This is a genomic window from Kitasatospora sp. NPDC088779, assembly GCF_040685395.1.
Lineage (GTDB): Bacteria > Actinomycetota > Actinomycetes > Streptomycetales > Streptomycetaceae > Kitasatospora.
Window position 1 is genome coordinate 1 of the sequence record NZ_JBFBHW010000034.1, and the last position, 15,827, is coordinate 15,827.

At 72.0% G+C, this 15,827-nt stretch carries 14 protein-coding genes and 1 pseudogene; 6 read left to right on the forward strand and 9 right to left on the reverse strand.

The features are described 5' to 3' along the window. From AB0P03_RS27300 to AB0P03_RS27320, 5 genes and pseudogenes are all read right to left on the reverse strand, one after another. Positions 1-113 (reverse strand): annotated as a pseudogene (locus AB0P03_RS27300) (electron transfer flavoprotein subunit beta); the annotation flags it as partial. 235 nt (positions 114-348) lie between these two features. Continuing rightward, positions 349-1,146 carry a family 1 encapsulin nanocompartment shell protein gene (locus tag AB0P03_RS27305; RefSeq protein WP_350884446.1) on the reverse strand — a complete coding sequence of 266 codons (798 nt, stop codon included), beginning with the start codon at positions 1,144-1,146 and terminating at the stop codon, positions 349-351. A 28-nt stretch (positions 1,147-1,174) separates the two neighbouring features. Further along, entirely contained in the window at positions 1,175-2,245 is a 1,071-nt protein-coding gene (locus AB0P03_RS27310) for a Dyp-type peroxidase (RefSeq protein ID WP_363631374.1), read from the reverse strand. Between the two features lie 309 nt (positions 2,246-2,554). Further along, complete coding sequence (locus tag AB0P03_RS27315) at positions 2,555-3,178, reverse strand: FMN reductase (protein ID WP_363631375.1); 624 nt, start codon at positions 3,176-3,178, stop codon at positions 2,555-2,557. Continuing rightward, a complete protein-coding gene (locus AB0P03_RS27320) occupies positions 3,175-4,302 on the reverse strand; it encodes an LLM class flavin-dependent oxidoreductase (protein ID WP_363585627.1) in 1,128 nt (375 codons plus the stop codon). Before AB0P03_RS27320 ends, AB0P03_RS27315 begins: the two co-directional genes overlap by 4 nt. 157 nt (positions 4,303-4,459) lie before the next feature. On the opposite strand from AB0P03_RS27320, the gene AB0P03_RS27325 reads away from it, so the two are divergent. Further along, entirely contained in the window at positions 4,460-5,221 is a 762-nt protein-coding gene (locus AB0P03_RS27325; RefSeq protein WP_363585628.1) for a protein phosphatase 2C domain-containing protein, read from the forward strand. A 128-nt stretch (positions 5,222-5,349) separates the two neighbouring features. Here the strand turns inward: AB0P03_RS27325 and AB0P03_RS27330 are convergent, their stop codons facing one another. Both AB0P03_RS27330 and AB0P03_RS27335 read right to left on the reverse strand, forming a co-directional pair. Continuing rightward, positions 5,350-7,581 carry a M9 family metallopeptidase gene (locus tag AB0P03_RS27330; RefSeq protein WP_363631377.1) on the reverse strand — a complete coding sequence of 744 codons (2,232 nt, stop codon included), beginning with the start codon at positions 7,579-7,581 and terminating at the stop codon, positions 5,350-5,352. Between the two features lie 313 nt (positions 7,582-7,894). Continuing rightward, the gene (locus AB0P03_RS27335; RefSeq protein ID WP_363585630.1) at positions 7,895-8,464 is read right to left on the reverse strand and encodes a DoxX family protein; all 570 of its coding nucleotides are present in this window, start codon (positions 8,462-8,464) and stop codon (positions 7,895-7,897) included. Between the two features lie 183 nt (positions 8,465-8,647). Here AB0P03_RS27335 and AB0P03_RS27340 point away from each other — a divergent pair, with 183 nt between their 5' ends. Together AB0P03_RS27340 and AB0P03_RS27345 are read left to right on the forward strand one after the other, a co-directional pair. Continuing rightward, a complete protein-coding gene (locus tag AB0P03_RS27340) occupies positions 8,648-9,244 on the forward strand; it encodes a TIGR03086 family metal-binding protein (RefSeq protein ID WP_363631379.1) in 597 nt (198 codons plus the stop codon). A gap of 80 nt (positions 9,245-9,324) precedes the next feature. Then, positions 9,325-9,846: a hemerythrin domain-containing protein gene (locus AB0P03_RS27345; RefSeq protein WP_363631380.1), complete on the forward strand. Its 522-nt coding sequence runs from the start codon at positions 9,325-9,327 to the stop codon at positions 9,844-9,846. Positions 9,847-9,849: 3 nt separating this feature from the next. On the opposite strand, the gene AB0P03_RS27350 is transcribed toward AB0P03_RS27345, so the two are convergent. Together AB0P03_RS27350 and AB0P03_RS27355 are read right to left on the reverse strand one after the other, a co-directional pair. Continuing rightward, complete coding sequence (locus AB0P03_RS27350) at positions 9,850-10,638, reverse strand: VOC family protein (RefSeq protein ID WP_363585633.1); 789 nt, start codon at positions 10,636-10,638, stop codon at positions 9,850-9,852. Between the two features lie 120 nt (positions 10,639-10,758). After that, complete coding sequence (locus AB0P03_RS27355) at positions 10,759-11,340, reverse strand: Uma2 family endonuclease (RefSeq protein ID WP_363631382.1); 582 nt, start codon at positions 11,338-11,340, stop codon at positions 10,759-10,761. A gap of 237 nt (positions 11,341-11,577) precedes the next feature. Here AB0P03_RS27355 and AB0P03_RS27360 point away from each other — a divergent pair, with 237 nt between their 5' ends. The 3 genes from AB0P03_RS27360 (at position 11,578) to AB0P03_RS27370 (ending at position 15,818) form a co-directional block, all read left to right on the forward strand. Further along, positions 11,578-12,255 (forward strand): TetR/AcrR family transcriptional regulator, encoded by a 678-nt coding sequence (locus AB0P03_RS27360; RefSeq protein WP_363631384.1) that lies wholly within the window; start codon positions 11,578-11,580, stop codon positions 12,253-12,255. 171 nt (positions 12,256-12,426) lie between these two features. Next, a complete protein-coding gene (locus tag AB0P03_RS27365) occupies positions 12,427-13,956 on the forward strand; it encodes an MFS transporter (protein ID WP_363585636.1) in 1,530 nt (509 codons plus the stop codon). A 251-nt stretch (positions 13,957-14,207) separates the two neighbouring features. After that, the gene (locus tag AB0P03_RS27370) at positions 14,208-15,818 is read left to right on the forward strand and encodes a cytochrome bc complex cytochrome b subunit (RefSeq protein ID WP_363631386.1); all 1,611 of its coding nucleotides are present in this window, start codon (positions 14,208-14,210) and stop codon (positions 15,816-15,818) included. The last annotated feature ends 9 nt before the right edge of the window (positions 15,819-15,827 follow it).

Below are 15,827 nucleotides of genomic sequence, written 5' to 3' on the forward strand. Positions count from 1 at the left end.
TCCGACAGGAGGCCGTCCACGCCCTCCCGGTCGGTGGTGTGGTCGTCCGCGAACCGACGGTCACCCGTCGCGTCCGGCACGTACTTCACACAGACGACGATCCTCAAGCTCATGAGTGGTTCTCCTGTCACGGTCGCGCTGGTCGATGGCCTCACGTCATGCCGAGGGTACTGAGTGCCAATCCCGGCCCGGCCGCGCCCTGCGCGCCGTGGGCGCCGCCTGGACCGGCATACCGTGTCGGCGCTCTTCGACTGGTGTCGGAGGCTCCGTGAAGAGGATACGGCACTCAGTACCCCTGGTAAAGGAACTCAGTACCCTTCCCGGTGTGTGCTGGGCCTCAGGACGCCCTCAGGCGGCCAGCACCACGGCGGCCTCTCCCGTGTAGACGCGGAAGGTGAGGGACTCCTGGAGGTAGAGCCGCACGGTGTCGGCGTCGTGGGAGAGGTAGCCGACGGAGACGTCCTGGCCGAGGAAGAGTTCGAAGTCGCCGCCCCGGGTGGAGAGGAGGAGGGCGCCCTCGATGGCGGGGGCCCAGATGATGTCCCCGTCGAGGAGGCGGGCGAGGTGGTTGTGGACGGGGTAGCCGTGGTCGCTGGTCTCGTTGACGGCGGTGAAGGTGTCCGCGCCGAGCAGGAGCGAGTAGGGGCCGCCGACGCCGGCCAGGCGCAGCGCGGTGAGGGCGCGGCTGACCGCCTCGGGGTACTCGCGGACGTCCTCGGGGAGCTGGACCGGCGGGTTGGTGGAGCCGGCTCGGATGCCCTCGATGGCGGCGGCGCGGTAGCCCTCGAAGACGGCGCGGTCCTCGGCGAGGGCGATGGTGCGGGCGGCGTCCTTCACCGGCTGCCAGTCGGAGTCGCGGGAGCCGCGCTCGACGTCGTCGACGGCCTCGCGGCGGACGGTGAAGGGGACGCGCAGCTCGACCACCGGCTGGGCGGCGCGGGCGTGGGCCTGGACGCCGTCGGCGGGCGGTTCGATGCCGGTCAGGTGGCCGGTGCCGACGGCGGCGAGGGTGGAGCCGTCGGGGCCGTTCAGGTCGACCACGCGGCGGCCGGCGATGTGGAGCTTGAAGGTCTGGCGGGCCTCCTCCTCGATCTCCGCCCAGGCTGCGGCGGAGACGGGGGCGAGGTCGCGGTGCAGGTTGTTCATGGTGCGGGTCCTTGTCGGGAGGTCCGGTTCAGGGCGTGCCGCGCAGGCTGCCGATGCCGAGTGAGCCGGTCGCGGGGGGAGTACTCGGCGCGGGTGGAGCGGGCGGAGCGGGCGGAGCGGGCGGAGCGGGCGGAGCGGGCGGCGCCGACCGCACCGGGGGCGCCGATGGCGCGGGCGGCGGGGCGTCGAGGAAGTCGGCGGTCGGGACGAAGAACAGCGAGCCGGTGGCGGCGGTGGAGAAGTCGAGCAGCCGGTCGGTGGTGCCGGGCGGGCGGCCCACGAACATGTTGCGCAGCATCTCCTCGGTCACCTCGGGATCGCGCGCGTAGCCGATGAAGTAGGTGCCGAACTCGCCGCCGCGGTCGAACGAGCCGAAGGCCATGTTGTAGCGGACGATCTTCCGTTCCTCGCCGTCCGGCCCGGTCACGGTGCTGAGCGCGACGTGCGAGTCGGCCGGTTTGACGGCGTCGTCGAGCTCGATGTCGGTGAGCTTGGTGCGGCCGACCGCCCGCTCCTGGTCCTCGACGCTCAGCGCGTTCCACGCGTCCAGGTCGTGCAGGTACTTCTGGACGATGACGTAGCTGCCGCCGGTGAAGTCCGGGTCCTCGGCGCCGACCACGGCGGCGGTCTCGGCGGCCCGGCCCTCGGGGTTCTCGGTGCCGTCGACGAAGCCGAGCAGGTCCCGGTCGTCGAAGTACTTGAAGCCCTGGACGGAGTCCACCACGGTGGCCGCCCCGGCCAGCCGGCCGGTGAGCTGGCCGGCCAGCTCGAAGCAGAGGTCCATCCGGGCGGCCCGCAGGTGCAGCAGCAGGTCACCGGGGGTGGCCGGGGCCCGGTGGCGGGTGCCGGCCACCTCCCGGAAGGGGTGCAGGCCGGCCGGCCTGGGGCCGTCGAAGAGCCGGTCCCAGGCGTCCGAGCCGACGCCGGTGACGCAGGTGAGGCCCCCCTCGGGGACCCGGAAGCCGACCGCGCGGCGCAGCCCGGCGAGGTCGGGCAGCAGGTCGCGGACGGCGTCCTCGCCGCCGGGCTCGACGGTGAGGACCAGGAAGACCGCCGCGCTGGTCAGCGGGGAGAGCACGGCTTGCGGTTCGGCCTGCATGGCGAGGGTTCCTCCACGGTGGCGCGGGAGGCCGGGCGGCGTCCCGCTCATGGCCGGTGGTCAGCGTGCCGCGGCTGCCGCCGACCGGGCGGGCCGACGGTGTGACGGACCAGCGGCGTGACGGACCAACGGACATCTGATCATGCGTACGATTACACCCCATAGCGGACCATTCGGCGCGGGCGGCACTCCCCCGAACGGCCCTCCCGGACGCGCCGTCCACCGAGGCCGTTCGGGGACGCCCACGGCCGGTGGGCACGCGGAAGGGGCGGACGCGCCGTCACGCGCCCGCCCCTTCCACCCCGGCTGTCAGACCCGCAGGGCCGCCAGCTGCTCGGCGAACGGCACCACCTGTTCGGGCAGCGCCGGCGCCGCCGGGCCGCGGCCGGCCAGCAGTGCCGCCAGTTCGCCCGCCGCGCGGTCGATCCGGCCCGGGAGGCCGTCGGTGAGCCCGTCCCCCGCCGTGCCCCAGTCGTCGGTGGCCGCGTAGACGGCGGTCGGCACCACCACCGCGCGCAGGTAGCTGAACAGTGGCCGGACGGCGTGCTCCAGGGCGAGCGAGTGCCGGGGCGTGCCGCCGGTGGCGGCGATCAGCACCGGCTTGCCGGTGAGCGCGTCGTGGTCGACCAGGTCGAAGAAGGACTTGAACAGGCCGCTGTAGGAGGCGGTGAAGATCGGTGTCACCGCGATCACCGCGTCCGCCCCGGTCACCGCGTCGATCGCCCCGCGCAGCGCCGCGCCGGGGAAGCCGGTGACGAAGTGGTGGGCGATCTCCGTGGCCAGGTCGCGCAGTTCGACCACCGTGACGTCCACCTGCCCTCCGTCATCGGACAGTTGACGGATCGTCGATTCGGAGAGGCGGTGGGCCAGCAGCCGGGTCGAGGACGGCTTGCTCAGCCCGGCGCTCACCACCACCAGCCGGTACGCGCTCACTTGGCCACCTCCACGCTCTCCCCGTCGGCGGACTTCCCGTCGGCGGACTCCTCGTCGCGGGCCGCGACCCGCGCGGCGTGCGTCGGCCCGTCCGGCACCGCGGCCGGGCGGTTCCTGGCGAACTCCTCGCGCAGCACCGGTACGACCTCCTCGCCGAGCAGGTCCAGCTGCTCCAGCACGGTCTTCAGCGGCAGGCCGGCGTGGTCCATCAGGAACAGCTGGCGCTGGTAGTCGCCGAAGGACTCGCGGAAGGCCAGCGTCTTCTCGATGACCTCCTGCGGGCTGCCCACGGTCAGCGGGGTCTGCTCGGTGAACTCCTCCAGCGAGGGCCCGTGCCCGTACACCGGCGCGTTGTCGAAGTACGGGCGGAACTCCCGCACCGCGTCCTGCGAGTTGCGCCGCATGAACACCTGCCCGCCGAGGCCGACGTACGCCTGCTCGGGCGTGCCGTGGCCGTAGTGGGCGTAGCGCTCGCGGTAGAGGGCGATCAGCTTCTGGAAGTGCTCCTTGGGCCAGAAGATGTTGTTCGCGAAGAAGCCGTCCCCGTAGTAGGCGGCCTGTTCGGCGATCTCCGGGCTGCGGATCGAGCCGTGCCAGACGAACGGCGCGACGCCGTCCAGCGGGCGCGGGGTGGAGGTGAAGGACTGCAGCGGGGTGCGGAAGCGGCCCTGCCAGTCCACCACCTCCTCGCGCCACAGCTGGTGCAGCAGCGCGTAGTTCTCGATCGCGAGCGGGATGCCCTGGCGGATGTCCTTGCCGAACCACGGGTAGACCGGGCCGGTGTTGCCGCGGCCCATCATGAGGTCCACCCGGCCGTCGGCGAGGTGCTGGAGCATCGCGAAGTCCTCGGCGATCTTCACCGGGTCGTTGGTGGTGATCAGCGTGGTCGAGGTGGAGAGGATGATGCGGTCGGTCTGCGCGGCGATGTAGCCGAGCATGGTCGTCGGCGAGGACGGGACGAACGGCGGGTTGTGGTGCTCGCCGGTCGCGAAGACGTCGAGGCCGACCTCCTCGGCCTTGCGCGCGATGGCCACCATGGCCTTGATCCGCTCGTGCTCGCTCGGGGTGCGGCCGGTGGTCGGGTCGGGGGTGACGTCGCCGACGGTGAAGATTCCGAACTGCATGCTGCTCACCACACTCCAGGTCGGCCCCTCGCCCGGGCGCTCGGGGCGCACGGGGCTCTCGGGGCGGATCGTTAAACTTTCAACCACCTTAGCACCCGGGTGCGGATCGTTATTCCCGCCCACAATTGAGGGGGGGCTCCGGAAGGGCGGCGAACCGATGGCGACGTACATCGCGGTGAGCGCGCTGAGCCACGAGGGCCTGGTGCGGCAGCACAACGAGGACAGCCTCACGGTCGGGCCGTGGACACTCTGCGCCACCGTGACCGGCAACCCGCAGACCCTGCTGTTCCCGCTCGGCCCGCCCTGCGTGGTCGCCGTGGCGGACGGCCTGGGCGGCCACCCCGGCGGCGAGGTCGCCAGCGCCCTGGTGGCCCGCCGGCTGGCCGCCGACGGCACCGGACTGGACGGCGAGGAGGCCGTCCGGGAGGAACTCCAGGAGTGCAACCGGGCGGTGTACGCGGCCGCCGCCGGCGAACCCGAGCTGGCCGCGATGGGCACCACGGTGGCCGGCCTGGTACTGCTGCCCGACCGGGCGGTGGCCTTCAACGTGGGCGACAGCCGGGTCTACCAGGTCACCCCGGACGGGCTGCGCCGGGTGAGCGTGGACGACAGCCCGCCGCTGCCGCCCGGCCGGCGCACCACCTCGGTGGTCACCCAGACCCTGGGCGGCTCGCTCGGACTGACCTTCGTCGAGCCGCACGTGCGCGCCGCACCGCTGGCCGCCGGCGACCGCTACCTGGTGTGCAGCGACGGCCTGACCGACCCGGTGCCGGAGGAGGAGCTGGCCGCGCTGCTCGCCCGGCCGCACGACGGCTCCGACCGCGCCGACGGGAGGGCCGCGTTCGAGCTCTGGAAGGCGGCGATCGCGGCCGGCGGGCCGGACAACATCACCCTGGCGCTGGTCCGGATCGGCGAATAGGCCCTGTCACCGACCTCCGTGGTCAGTACACCTGGCCGCCGACGGGAACGGACCCGCCCCGGCGGGGCGCCGAAGCGCTCCGCCGGGGCGGTCACCTGTCCGTGTTCGGTCGCTCGACGAGCGTCCGGTCAGAGTTCGCTCGTGACGCTCACCCCGCTGAAGCCCTGCTGGGCGTAGAGGCTGAAGTAGACGTAGCCGGCCGGCGGGTTGGTGATCGTCAGGGTCTCGGAGTTGTCCGGCCCCGCCGAGTGCGCCGTGCTGGCGTCGGTGTACGCCCAGGAGGCCGGGTTGTAGTAGAGGTCGCCGTTGCCGGTGCCGCCGCTGGTGGTGACCTTCACCTGCTTGGTGCCGGCCGGCACCAGGAGGTAGAAGTGCGCGTAGTTGCCGGTGGTCGCCGCGATGTTGCTGCGGGCGCAGTTGGCGTCCAGCTTGCGGATGTCGGTGCCGGCGCACTCCGGCAGCTGCGGCTGGGTGGGCGTGCCACCGCCGGAGGCGCAGGCGCCGTTGGCGCACGCCGTCAGCCAGCTGTCGAAGCCGGCGTCGTAGCGGGTGCCGATGGTGGTCTTGAGCAGGGTGCGGGCGCCGGCCCAGTCGCCCGCGCGGTACTTGGCGAGGACGGAGTCCAGGTCGCCGCGGTGCTGCTCCAGCATGTAGCGGACGGCGAGGTAGCCCCAGCGGTAGACCCGGTCCTGGTCACCGTAGGCGGTGTCGAAGAGGTCGCTCAGCTTGTAGGTGTGCTGGGCGGCCGCCGCGATGGCGGCGTCGTTGGTCACCTTGCGGTACGAGTACGAGATGTACTCGGCGAAGCCCTCGACCCACCAGACGGTCGGGGTGGTCATGCCGGCGTTGAAGTCGCCGTACATGTCGAACCGGCCGTCGAGGTAGTGGGTGTACTCGTGGTTGAGGTTCCAGATCTCGAACGACGGGCGGGCCCACTCGGCCTCGTAGCAGAGGAAGCGCGGCTGGTTGCCGGCCTTGGCCGGGTCGCCCTCCAGGTACATGCCGCCGTTGTTGGTGTCGATGCCGTAGATGGCCGCGGCCAGCACCTGGTAGTCCAAGGAGGAGTGGAAGACCACGACCTCGATCGTGGTGTTGCTGTCGTCCTTGACCGGACCGTTGTCGCGCACCACCGAGTGGAAGTACGCGTCCTGGCCGGTGAGGCTGGTGCAGGCGGTGCCCAGCTGGGTGTTGTCCAGCGCCTGGGCGATCAGCTTGATGCTCGGGCTGCAGGTGTAGTTGACCGTCAGCACGCCCGCCTTGAGCTGGTCGGAGGCGTTGCAGGTGCCGTAGTAGGCGCAGTTGGCGGCGTCGTAGTAGCCGACCCCGTCCGCGACCGCGGCCCACTGGTAGACGGTGCGACCGTTCGGCGCGGACTGCGCGACCAGCGACTTGGCGAGCGGACGGACCTTGGGCTGGAGCGCCGTGTCCTTCAGGAAGCGGGTCAGCTCCTTGGCCGCGTTGTAGACCAGCACGCCGAAGTCGCCACCGAGCTGGTCGTTGTTGCGGGTCGCGAAGCCGGACAGCGCGTCCAGCACGCTCGGGTCGGCCTCGACCGCCGCGTCGAAGCCGGTCACCTGGTGGCCGCGGAACAGCACCGTGAAGACCGGGTTCACCGCCCAGGCCATGCCGGCCGGGTTCCAGGTGGCGCTGTTGTAGTCGTTCAGCAGCTGCTTGACCACCGGGAGGTAGCGGATGTTCTCCTGCGCGCTGTCGATCAGGGTGACGGCCTCGCCCAGGATGGGCGCGTTGCCCGCGGCGACGTCCCGCACGTGCGCGCCGCCGAAGAAGGCGTCCAGCCCGGAGCGGATCGCCGTCTGGAGGGCGGTGCCGTAGGTGCCGACGTCGTCCTTGTGGTACCACTGCGCGAAGTACCCGGCGCGCAGGTACAGCACCAGTTGCTCGACGGAGGTCGAGTTGTCGCCCGGGTAGCTGCCGGACGCGTCGCGCAGCGCGTACGCCACGGTGGTCATCTGCTCCTCACGGAACGCGCCCCTCGCGTCCGCGCCGGTGAGCTGGAAGAGCCCGTTGATGCACTGGATGTCGGCGGCCTTGATGTGCTGGACCAGGTCGCCGCCCGTCCGGCCGGTGAAGTCGCCGACATTGCAGGGCTGTGCGGCCGCCGCGCCGAGGGCGAAGGCCTTGGCGGTCGGCCGGGCCTCGGCCGGCCGAGTGTCGAGCGGGAGCGGGGCTCGCTGGTCGGCAGAGGCGAACTGCCGGTCGGTGTGGCCGCGTTCGGGGGCGCCGGCGGCGGGCTGCGGCGCCGGTCCGGCGGGGGTGGTGGGGACGGACGCGCCGCCGCCGGGAGCGGCGGCGGGGGCGGCCTTGCTCTGCGGGGCGAACAGGCCGATCGTCAGGAACATGGTCAGGGCGAGTACTAACAGCCTTGCCAGCTGTGGGAGTCGCAGCAGACGCGCGGAACTCACGTGGGGGCCTCCGGGCCGTCGTCGGCCGCATTGGGGGTGCGGCCGGTGGGGTGGTGAGGACCGTTGGCGACGGCGCCTCGTGGGCGGCTCCGTCGTGCACACGGTGGGGAGTGTGACATGTACCATGGCACACATCACATGACGTTGGATAGCCCCGCTCATGTGAGCGATTGGCGGGGGAACGACGCAGGGGCCGTGATGGCGAATCGCCACCACGGCCCCTGCGTTTGGGGGTTGACGCCCCGCTCGACTACTTCCGCAGCAGCAGGATCACGCCGGCCGTCACCAGGCCGACCAGGACCGCCGCCGCGCCGTACGCCAGCCGGTGCGCGCGCAGCACCGGCAGGAAGCGGTCCACGGCGTAGCGGCCCGGGCCGGTCAGGGCGAGCGCGGCGGCACCCGCCGTGAGGAGCAGCTCGTACTCGCTGCCCTTCGGGGCGAAGAAGCCGCCGCCCCAGGTGACGGCGATCGCGTTGACCATCGTGCCGACGATCGCGGCGCCCGCCAGCGGGGTCAGCAGGCCGACGGCGAGGGCGAGTCCGCCGAGCGTCTCGGTGAGGCCCGCGACCACGGCCATGGCGTTGCCCGCCGGGTAGCCGCTCATGGTGAAGAACTGACCGGTGCCGTCGATCCCGCCGCCGCCGAACCAGCCGAACAGCTTCTGGCTGCCGTGCGCGGCCATGGTCAGGCCGAGGGCCAGGCGCAGGAGCAGGAGTCCGGCATCGTAGGCGTGCGGGGAGGTCGTCGCGGAGTCGGGGGTCACCCGGCCCGGGAGGACGGTGGTGGTGGGGGCGGTCGTGCTCGGGCTGCTGCTCGGCATGCGCGTCTCCATCGATCGGGATCGGTCGTAGGGGTGTGGTGGCGCGGCCGGGCGGGTCGTCCCGCGGCTGTTGTTCAAATTTGAACCGGCCACTCCTCGACCGTACCTTGGAGTTCGAATTTGAACAACTGACGCATCGTGGACAACTCGCGGGCCGGACCCCGCCCGGGGCAGGGTGGAGACATGGCTCAACGCAGGCAGCACCGGCGGACCGCGAAACCCGGCACGCCCTACCCCGAGGCCCTCGCCGCCTTCGGCGAACGCGTCCGGCTGATCACCCCCCGCCAGTGGGACGCCCCCACCCCGTGCGCCGGCTGGTCCGTCCGCGAGCTCGTCAACCACCTCACCGGCGAACAGCTGTGGATCCCCGAACTGCTGATGGGCGCCACCATCTCCGAGGTCGGCGGCCGCTTCGACGGCGACGTCCTCGGCGACGACCCGGTCACCACCTGGACGGAAGCCGCCGACGCCGCCCGGGACGCCTTCGCCGTCCCCGGCGCCACCGAACTCACCGTCCACCTCTCCTTCGGGGACGTCTCCGGGCAGTACTACCTGGACCAGCTCACCACCGACCTGGTCATCCACAGCTGGGACCTCGCCGAAGCCATCGGACGGCGCACCCGGCTCCCGGCGGAACTCGTCGACTTCGCCCTCGGCGAGTTCGCCGGCTACGGGGACCTCTCCGGGAGCGGCCTGTTCGACCCGCCCCTGCCCGTCCCCGACGACGCCGGTCCGCAGACCCGCCTGCTCGCCCTCACCGGGCGGCGCGACCGGCCCTGACCTGCGGCGACCGGCGTGGTGCCGGACGCCGGATACTGGAAGGAGCGGGGGCCGCGATCCGTGCGAGAGGCGGGCACGCCATGAGCCGCAGGCCGGACATCCTCGGCGAGTTCACCGCCGACCACCGGGCGGTCACCGAGCTGCTCGACCGGATCGAGCAGGCACCCACCGGCGCCGCCGAGCGCACCGACCTGCTGGCCCGGCTGACCGACCTGCTGTTCACCCACTGCGCGGCCGAGGAGGAACACCTCTTCCCGCTCGTGCAGCACGACGTGCCGGACGGCGGGGCGCTGGTGTTCGGCAGCATCCACGAGCACCTGGCGATCGGGCAGTACCTCTCCGACCTCCAGGGGCTCGGCCCGGCCGACCCGGCCTTCGACACCCTGCTGCGCGGCCTCGCCGACACCCTGCGGCGCCACCTCGCCGTCGAGGAGAAGCAGCTCTTCCCGGCCGCCCGCAAGGCCCTGCCGGCCACCACCCGAGCCGCGCTCGGCGACCGGCTGCGGGCCGAACGCGCGGAAACCGCCGAAGACGCCGAAGACGCCGAGGCCACCGGGCCCGCCGAGGCAGGCACCGCCGAGGCAGGCACCGCCGAGCCGTGAGCCTCAGTTCTTCGGGCTGATCACCGCGAAGCGGCCGCCCTCCCGGTCCTGCAACCGGGCCACCCGCCCGTACGGGGAGTCGAAGGCGGCTCCCACCGCCGAACCGCCCAGCTCCACGGCCCGGGCCAGCGCCCGGTCCGCGTCCGGGACGGCGAAGGACACCTCCCAGTGCGGCGGCAGCCCCGCCGCACCGCCCGCCTGCTCCCGCGCCAGCGCGGCCACGCTGTGGCCCTCCGCCCGCAGCACCACCCGGTCGTGCTCCCAGCGGACGTCGAACCGCTCCGGGTCACGGCCGTCCCAGCGGAACACCTGCCCGTAGAACAGGGCCGCCGCGAACGGGTCCGGCGTGCGCAGCTCGATCCAGACCGGTGCGCCCGGCAGGTCCAGCCGCCGGGCCCGGCCCAGCGGGCCCTCCCAGATGCCGAACACCGCCCCGGCCGGGTCCGCCGCGAAGGCCACCCGCCCGGCGTCGAAGGCCAGCGGGCCCACCGCCAGGGTCGCGCCGCGCTCGCGCACCGCGTCGGCGGCCTCGTCCGCGCTCTCCGTGCCGAAGTAGCTGGTCCACGCCACCGGCATCGCCCAGTCGCTGCCCGCGACCCCCAGCCCGGCCACCGCCTCCCCGCCGGTCACCGCATGCAGGTACGGGCCGAAGCGGTCCGGCCCCGGCTCGAACTCCCAGCCGAGCAGCGGCCCGTAGAACGCCTTCGCCCCCTCCAGGTCCCGGGCCGTCAGGCTCACCCAGCACGGAACGGCCGCCACGCAGCGCACCTCGGCGGTCTCACCGCTGCCCATCGCGGACCTCCTCGCCACCCGGCCGCCGGGCCCCTCCCGACTCCCACGGCCCACCGGCCGCCCGGGACGCCCACAGCCTAGGCCGAAGGGCGTAGCGCGTTCCGGGAGGCATGGCCGGGATCAGCGCACCCAGTTCTTGAGCGGCTCGGTGTCCAGCGAGATCCCCACCGGCTCGGGGAGGTGGACGGTCTTGCCGAACGGGAGGATCTGCGCGGTCTCGTAACGGACGCCGTCGGGCTGGCTGTAGACGGTGACCTCGGCGGAGTCGCGGTCGATCAACAGGTAGACGGGGATGCCGGCCTCCGCATAGGCCCGAGGCTTCTCGACACGGTCCCGCTGATTGGTATCGGAGTCGTAGGAGGTGACCTCGGCGACCATCAGCACGCCGCTGGTCTCGGCCCACTCCGCCGTGCCGACGAAGGCGTCTGCGTGCGCCAACGTGCCGTCCGGGCGGGCAAAACTGCCACGGTAGCCCTGGATCTTCAGCCCCTGATCGTGCAGATAGAGCTCAGGCCGAGCCTGAATGCAGATCCGCAGCAGCCACTGAATCATTCGGCCGTGGTCGCCGCCTGGCACGGGCTTGACCCCCAGCTTCCCGTTGATGAGCTCCGGCCGGATGCGTTCGGCAGTTCGAGCCAGAAGACGAGCGAACTCCTCGAACTCCTCGGGCAGCATCTGCGGGCGGTCGGAGATCGCGGTCACGGGCTTTCCTCCTTCGCCTGGGCACCCTGTGGTGCAACGAACACACCGGCAAGTGGTCACGGGCCATCTGGATTCCGACGATAGCGCCCACCGCCCGGCCCTCCCGGTCACACCAGAGCGGGTAAATGTGACCCAGGTCACATGGAAAGGCGAAATTTCCGGGGAGGGAATCCCCGTTTGGTCTTTCGTAGACAGAAGCGGGGAGAACTTCCCCGGTATCCTGAAGGAGCAGTCGCCGTGACCACCGCCGCCACCGAGCCGGTCCGACCCGTGGAGAACGTCCGTGCGCCCAAGCTGCGCGCTGACGCGACCCGCAACCGGGAGCGGATCGTCCTGGCGGCTCGCGACGCCTTCGTCGAGCACGGCGCGGACGTGCCGCTGGACGAGATCGCGAAGCGGGCCGGGGTCGGCAACGCCACGCTGTACCGGAACTTCCCGGACCGCTCGGCGCTGGTCCGCGAGGTGGCACTGCTCGTCAAGAGCCGTATCCTGGCCCTCGCCGAGACGGCGACGGTCGAGGCGGACGCCCCTGACGGCGTCCCGTTCGACGCCCTGCAGCGGTTCGCGCACGCGACCGTCGCGGAGAAGCTCGGCGCGCTCTGCCCGATGTTCACCAGCCATGTCGACCCGTTCGACCCGGACCTCACCGAGGCCCGCGAGCGTCTGACGGCCGCCGTGGGCGGTCTGATGGAGCGCGCCCGGGCGGCGGGTGAACTGCGGGCGGACGTCGACCACGGTGACCTGTTCATCGCGATCAGCCAGCTGACCCGGCCGCTGCCGGGGACGTCCTGCCAACTGCTCGACGACTTCGTCCACCGGCACCTGCAGCTGTTCCTGGACGGGCTGCGCACGCCGGCCCGTTCGGTGCTGCCCGGCCGGGCCGCGACCTTCGAGGACTTCCAACCCCACCACTGACCCACCAGCGGTACCCCGACCGACCGACCGACCCTCCGGACCAGGCCGACCACCGGCCCGCCAGGAGCCGATCCCCGCACGCCCCGCACCGACGCCCCGTACGGCGACCAGCCGTCCCCGTACGGCGGTCGACCCTTGTCGCACGCCACGCACCGTGAAGTGAGTACCCCCATGCCTGAAACCGACGCCCGACCGGCGACGCTGCCCGATCCCCGGCGCTGGAAGGCGCTGATATTCATCGGCCTCGCCCAGCTGATGGTCGTCCTGGACGCCACCATCGTGAACATCGCCCTTCCGTCCGCCCAGCGGGACCTGGGCATCTCCGACGGCAACCGCCAGTGGGTGATCACCGCCTACGCGCTGGCCTTCGGCGGCCTGCTGCTGTTCGGCGGCCGGATCGCGGACCTCTGGGGCCGCAAGCGGACCTTCGTGGTCGGCCTGGCCGGCTTCGCCCTCGCCTCCGCGCTCGGCGGCGCCGCGGCCAACACCGCGATGCTGCTCGGCGCCCGCGCCCTCCAGGGCGTGTTCGGCGCACTGCTCGCCCCGGCCGCGCTGTCGCTGCTGGCGGTGACCTTCACCGAGGCCAAGGAGCGCGCCAAGGCCTTCGGTATCTACGGCGCGATCGCCGGTGGCGGTGGCGCGATCGGCCTGATCCTCGGCGGCCTGCTGACCGAGTACATGAACTGGCGCTGGACCTTCTTCGTCAACGTCCCGTTCGCCATCGTCGCCGCCGCGGGCGCCGTCCTGGTGATCCGCGAGCCCGCCGAGGGCCGCAACCGCAACCGGCTGGACGTCCCCGGCGTGCTGCTGGTGACCACCGGCCTGGTCTCGCTGGTGTACGGCTTCACCCGCGCCGAGTCCAGCGGCTGGACGGCCGCCAGCACGCTGGCGCTGTTCGTCGCGGCCGCCGTGCTGCTGACCGCGTTCGTCCTGGTGGAGCGCCGGGTCAAGGCCCCGCTGCTGCCGCTGCGCGTGGTGCTGGACCGCAACCGCGGCGGGGTGTACCTGTCGCTCGGCCTGGCCGTGATCGGCATGTTCGGCCTGTTCCTGTTCCTGACCTACTACCTGCAGCTCGTGCGCGGCTACAGCCCGGTGCTGACCGGCGTCGCGTTCCTGCCGATGGTGGCGGGCATGATCACCGGCTCGACCCAGATCGGCGCCCGGCTGATGACCCGCGTCCCGGCGCGGTTCCTGATGGCCCCCGGCTTCCTGGTCGCCTCGATCGGCATGCTGCTGCTGAGCAACATCGGCCTGGACACCTCCTACCCGATGCTGATCCTGCCCGGCCTGGTCCTGATGGGCCTCGGCATGGGCACCGCGTTCATGCCGGCGATGAGCCTGGCCACGCACGGCGTCCAGCCGCGCGACGCGGGCGTCGCCTCGGCGATGGTCAACACCTCGCAGCAGGTCGGCGGCGCCATCGGCACCGCGCTGCTGAACACCATCGCGGCCAGTGCCACCACCAGTTGGCTGGCCTCGCACGCGGCCGCCGCGGCGGCCGCGTCGCCGGCCGCCGCCCAGACCCTGCAGTTCCAGGGCATGGTGCACGGCTTCACGACCGCGATCTGGGTGTCCTTCGGGATCCTGGTGGCGGCCTCCGCGATCGCCTTCACCCTCGTGAACGCCGGTCGCCCGGACGCGGCGTCGGCGTCGGGTGCCGGTGCGGCGAAGAACGACGAGGTGCCGGTGCTGGTGCACTGACGCCTGCGGGTTGCTCGGGTGCGTACGCGGCCCGTCCGGTGTCCCCTTCCTGGGGCTCCGGGCGGGCCGCTCGCCGTTCCGGGTCGACGGTTCCGGGGTCGACGGTTCCGGGGTCGACGGTTCCGGGGTCGGCCATTCGGGGTCTGGATCACAGCGACCCCGGGTAGAAGTGGGGACCGCTCCCCGATTATGGTGGCCCCAGCGAGAAGCGGGGAACTATCCCCACTTCCTTCCGACCGAGGTGCGTGCACATGACCCGGAATCAGAACCCAGGACGGGGGCGGCGGGCCGTCGACTGGGCGGACGGCCGGCTGGGGATCCACACCCTGGCCAGGGCCAACCTGCGCAAGATCTTCCCGGACCACTGGTCCTTCATGCTGGGCGAGATCTGCCTGTACACCTTCCTGATCATCATCCTGACCGGCGTCTGGCTGACCCTGTTCTTCAAGCCCTCCATGGGCGAGGTGATCTACGACGGCTCGTACGTGCCGCTCAAGGGCGTGCCCATGTCGCAGGCCTACGCCTCGACGGTGGACATCAGCTTCGAGGTCCGCGGCGGGCTGCTGATCCGGCAGATCCACCACTGGGCCGCCGTGGTCTTCGTCGCGGCCATGTTCGTGCACATGATGCGGGTCTTCTTCACCGGCGCGTTCCGCAAGCCGCGCGAGGTCAACTGGGTCTTCGGCTTCCTGCTGCTCTTCCTCGGCATGCTGGACGGCTTCTTCGGCTACTCGCTCCCGGACGACCTGCTCTCCGGCACCGGCATCCGGTTCATCGAGGGCGTGCTGCTGGCCATCCCGCTGGTCGGCACCTACCTCCAGATGTTCCTGTTCGGCGGCGAGTTCCCCGGGCACGACATCATCCCGCGGTTCTTCACCGTCCACGTGCTGCTCGTGCCCGGCATCATGCTCGGCCTGCTGGTGGCGCACCTGATCCTGGTCTTCTACCACAAGCACACCCAGTGGGCGGGCCCGGGCAAGACCGAGAAGAACGTCGTCGGCATGCCGCTGATGCCGGTCTACATGGCCAAGGCCGGCGGGTTCTTCTTCCTGGTCTTCGGCATCGTCGCGCTGATGTCCGCCGTCGCCACCATCAACCCGATCTGGGCGTACGGCCCGTACCGCCCCGACCAGGTCTCCACCGACGCCCAGCCCGACTGGTACATGGGCTTCGCCGAGGGCCTGATCCGGGTGATGCCCGGCTGGGAGGTCGGGCTCTGGGGGCACACCCTCAACCTCGGCGTGCTGATCCCGTTCACGCTGTTCCCGGTGATCCTCGGCGCGATCGCGGTCCACCCGTTCGTCGAGAGCTGGGTGACCGACGACAAGCGTGAACACCACCTGCTGGACCGGCCGCGCAACGCGCCCGTCCGCACCGCGCTCGGCGCCGCCTGGATCAGCCTCTACCTGGTGATGCTGGCCGGCGGCGGCAACGACCTCATCGCCACCCATCTGCACCTGTCGCTCGACACCATCACCTACGCGGTGCGGATCGGCTTCTTCGCCGTCCCGGTGGCCGTCTTCGTCATCACCAAGCGCTGGTGCCTCGGCCTCCAGCGCCGCGACCGCGACAAGGTGCTGCACGGACGCGAGACCGGCGTCGTCAAGCGCCTGCCGCACGGCGAGTTCACCGAGGTGCACGCCGGGCTCGCGCCCGCCGAACTGCACCGGCTCACCGCACACGAGCAGCCCCGCCCCCTCGAACTGCCGGCCCCCGTCGACGAGAATGGAGTCGCCCGGAGCGCGGGCGTGCTCACCCGCACCCGCGCCCGGCTGTCCCGCGGATTCCACGGCGAACACGCCCGGATCGCCAAGCCCACCGCCGAGGAGTACCGCGAGATCACCGAGGGCCACGGGCACTGACCCACGGCC